This is a genomic window from uncultured Campylobacter sp., assembly GCF_905371695.1.
In the GTDB taxonomy this organism is placed as follows: domain Bacteria; phylum Campylobacterota; class Campylobacteria; order Campylobacterales; family Campylobacteraceae; genus Campylobacter_A.
On sequence record NZ_CAJPMA010000129.1, the window covers coordinates 1 to 3,189 of the forward strand.

Here is a 3,189-nt window from a genome sequence, read left to right on the forward strand (position 1 = left end):
GCGTATAATAATACATTGACAATTAAATGTCAATAGTTATTAAGCTTTTTTATAATATTTTCGTCCTTATTCCAGCCTTTTTTGACGCAAACGTCTAAATTTAAGAAGACTTTGCCGTTGATTAAGTCGGTTATAAGTTTACGCGCGCAAATGCCGATCCGCTTGATCGTCTCGCCACTTTTACCGATTATGATCGACTTATGAGCGTCGCGGTCGGTAATGATAGAGGCGTAAATTTCCGTAACATTTTTTTTCTCGACGACTTTTTTTATCGTAGCGTCGCTGGAATATGGGATTTCGTCGCTCAAATTTTCATAGATCGCTTCTAATATAAATTCCCTAAAAATTTCCTTTTCGTTTGCATCTGTTAAAAATCCAGGATCGTAAAAGTATTCGTGCTCGGGCAGGAGCTTGCAGATAGCGTCTAAGAGCGGCTTTTTGTAGGTCTCTTTTTTGACGCTAAACGGTACGAGCGCGGTAAAGCGGTCTTGGAAAATTTGATATTGCGTCATTTTTTTTAGCAGCGCTTCGTTTGTAATCTCGTCGACTTTGCTAATTACTAAGACATGCGGTTTTGTAGGCTTTAACGATAAGAATTTTTCGTAATCGCGCGTATCGTCGCGCGCCGCTACGACAAAAACGATCGCGTCGCAATCGCTCATAGACTTTATAGCTTCGTTTACCATTAGCTGATTTAATAATTTGCCGCTTTCGTGAAGTCCTGGGGTATCGGCAAAAATAATTTGATCCTCGCCGTTCATCGCGATGCCGCGGATCTTGCGCCTAGTCGCATTTTGTTTGTGAGAGACGATCGCGATTTTTTCGTTTAACAAAGCATTTAGCAACGAGCTTTTACCGGCGTTCGTGCGTCCGACGATACTAACGAAGCCCGATTTCACAGGATGTATCTTGCTAAGTCTTGGTTTTGTACGACGTCGCTTAGACGCTCGCCGACTAGTTCTTTGGTTACGACGATTTTCTCGCCCGCGCGTTCGCTGGCGCCGAAGCTAATATCCTCGATCACGCGCTCAATTACCGTGTGGAGTCTACGCGCGCCGATATCCTCCATTTTTTCATTTGCCGATTGTGCTATTTTAGCGATCTCGCGGACGGCGTCGTCTTTAAATTCTAGCTCGACGTCTTCGGCGCTAAGAAGCGCCGCATATTGTTTTAAAAGAGAATTTTTAGGCTGCGTTAAAATTTGATACAGCGCGTCCTCGTCTAGGCTATTTAGCTCGACTCGAAGCGGAAAGCGACCTTGGAGCTCTGGAATTAGGTCGCTCGGTTTACTTACGTGAAATGCGCCCGCTGCGATAAACAAAACATGATCGGTCTTTAAATTCCCGAATTTCGTAGAGACCGACGAACCTTCTACGATCGGCAATAAATCGCGCTGGACGCCCTCCTTGCTAGGGTCTTGTCTGTTGGAATTCGTTCCGCTAACCGCGACTTTGTCGATCTCATCAATAAAAATTATCCCTTCGTTTTCGGCCCTAGCTATCGCCTCGGTTTTGATGCTCTCAATATCTAAAATTTTATCGTTTGCTTCGCTTTCGAGAGCTTTTTTAGCGTCTTTTACTTTTAATTCTTTTTTTACGTTTTTACTTGTCATTCCGATAATTTTAATAAAACTTTCTTGCATTTGCGCCATATCCGGCGGTACGTTAGCGCCTGCGTCGAGCGAGCTTTGCTGTACCTCTATTTCGATGCTTAATTCGTCTAGCTCGCCGTTTCTAAATTTAGTAAGCATTTTTTCGTAGCTTCTCTCGTAGTCCGCCGTTTTTTCCTCGCTAGCGCCTTTGGGTAGCGGCGGAAGTAGTTTTTTTAAGATTTTTTCCTCTATATATGCGCTTATTTTATCTTTATTTTTCTCGCTTTGCTCGCGCTTTACTAAATTAAACGCCGCAAGCGCCAAATCTCGCACCATACTCTCTACGTCGCGTCCGACGAAGCCTACTTCGGTGTATTTACTGGCTTCTACTTTTACGAACGGTAAGCCCATCATCTTTGAAAGCCTGCGTGCGATTTCGGTTTTACCTACACCGGTAGAGCCTATCATTAGGATATTTTTCGGCATTATGTCGTCCTGTAGCGCGGCGTCCAGCTTCATCCTGCGATAGCGGTTTCGTAGTGCGATCGCGATGATTTTTTTGGCATCTTTTTGTCCGATAACGTAATCGTCTAAAAATTTTACTATCTCTTTCGGGGTTAAATTCATTGATTTTCCAAAACGTAAGTTTTAATATTAGTATTTGTATAAATGCAAATTTCGCCTGCGATTCGCAGGCTTTCTTTTACGAGCTCTTCCTCGTCTAGCGAGCTAAATTTATCTAGCGCTCGCGCGGCTGAGAGCGCGTAGTTCCCGCCGCTTCCGATCGCGGCTATCTTGCCGTCTTCTGGCTCTACGACATCGCCCGTTCCGCTTAAAAGGAAAATTTTCTCGCGGTTAAGCACTAGCATCATAGCTTCTAGTTTTCGCAGGTATTTGTCCTTACGCCAAGCCTTGCTAAAATTTACGGCGGCTTTTACTAGATCGCCTTTGGCCTGCTCTAAATTTTCTTCAAACATATCGAATAAATTAAACGCATCCGCGGTACTTCCCGCAAATCCTGCAAGTACCTTTCCGCCTTGAATTTTGCGAATTTTAACCGCATTGCCTTTTAGTACCGTGTTGCCGAAGCTTACTTGTCCATCGCCGCCGATGACTGATTTTTTCGCGCCCTTGTAAGCTAAGATGGTAGTTGAATGAAACACTTATTCGCCCTCGACTTGCACTTTTAGTGCGGCTTTTACGCCGTGTCCCAGTTTGACATCGACGTTATAAATTCCGGTAGATTTTATATGTCCGTCCGTGTCGATAGCTTTTTTATCTATTATTAGGCGGTGTTTGCTTTCGAGTTCGTGGGCGATCTCGTCCTTCGTAACCGCGCCGAAAAGCGAGCCGTTCGCTCCGAGAGGCTTTTTGATAACTACGCTTACTTTTGCCAGCTCGTCTCTTAATTTTTCTAAATTGGCGATTTCGTATTGTAGCTCCTCGGCTTTGCGTTTTTGAGCGGCTTCGTATTGACGCAAGACGTCGGGCGTCGCGGCTTTTGCGAAGCCTTTCCCGATTAAAAAGTTATTTCCGTAGCCGTCTTTTACCTCTTTTATTTCGCCCGCTTTTCCGAGCGCTTTTACGTCCTTTATTAA

General features: G+C 44.4%; 4 protein-coding genes. All 4 read right to left on the reverse strand.

All coding sequences use genetic code 11. The annotated features are described in order from the left end of the window. Positions 1-29: 29 nt before the first annotated feature. Positions 30-899: a GTPase Era gene (gene era / locus QZ147_RS08785; RefSeq protein WP_295149430.1), complete on the reverse strand. Its 870-nt coding sequence runs from the start codon at positions 897-899 to the stop codon at positions 30-32. Continuing rightward, complete coding sequence (hslU, locus tag QZ147_RS08790) at positions 896-2,218, reverse strand: HslU--HslV peptidase ATPase subunit (RefSeq protein ID WP_295149433.1); 1,323 nt, start codon at positions 2,216-2,218, stop codon at positions 896-898. The genes era and hslU overlap by 4 nt, the downstream gene beginning before the upstream one ends. Next, complete coding sequence (gene hslV / locus QZ147_RS08795) at positions 2,215-2,754, reverse strand: ATP-dependent protease subunit HslV (RefSeq protein ID WP_295149435.1); 540 nt, start codon at positions 2,752-2,754, stop codon at positions 2,215-2,217. The genes hslU and hslV overlap by 4 nt, the downstream gene beginning before the upstream one ends. Then, the coding region (gene rplI / locus QZ147_RS08800; RefSeq protein ID WP_295149437.1) for a 50S ribosomal protein L9 at positions 2,755-3,189 on the reverse strand (435 nt) is incomplete at its 5' end.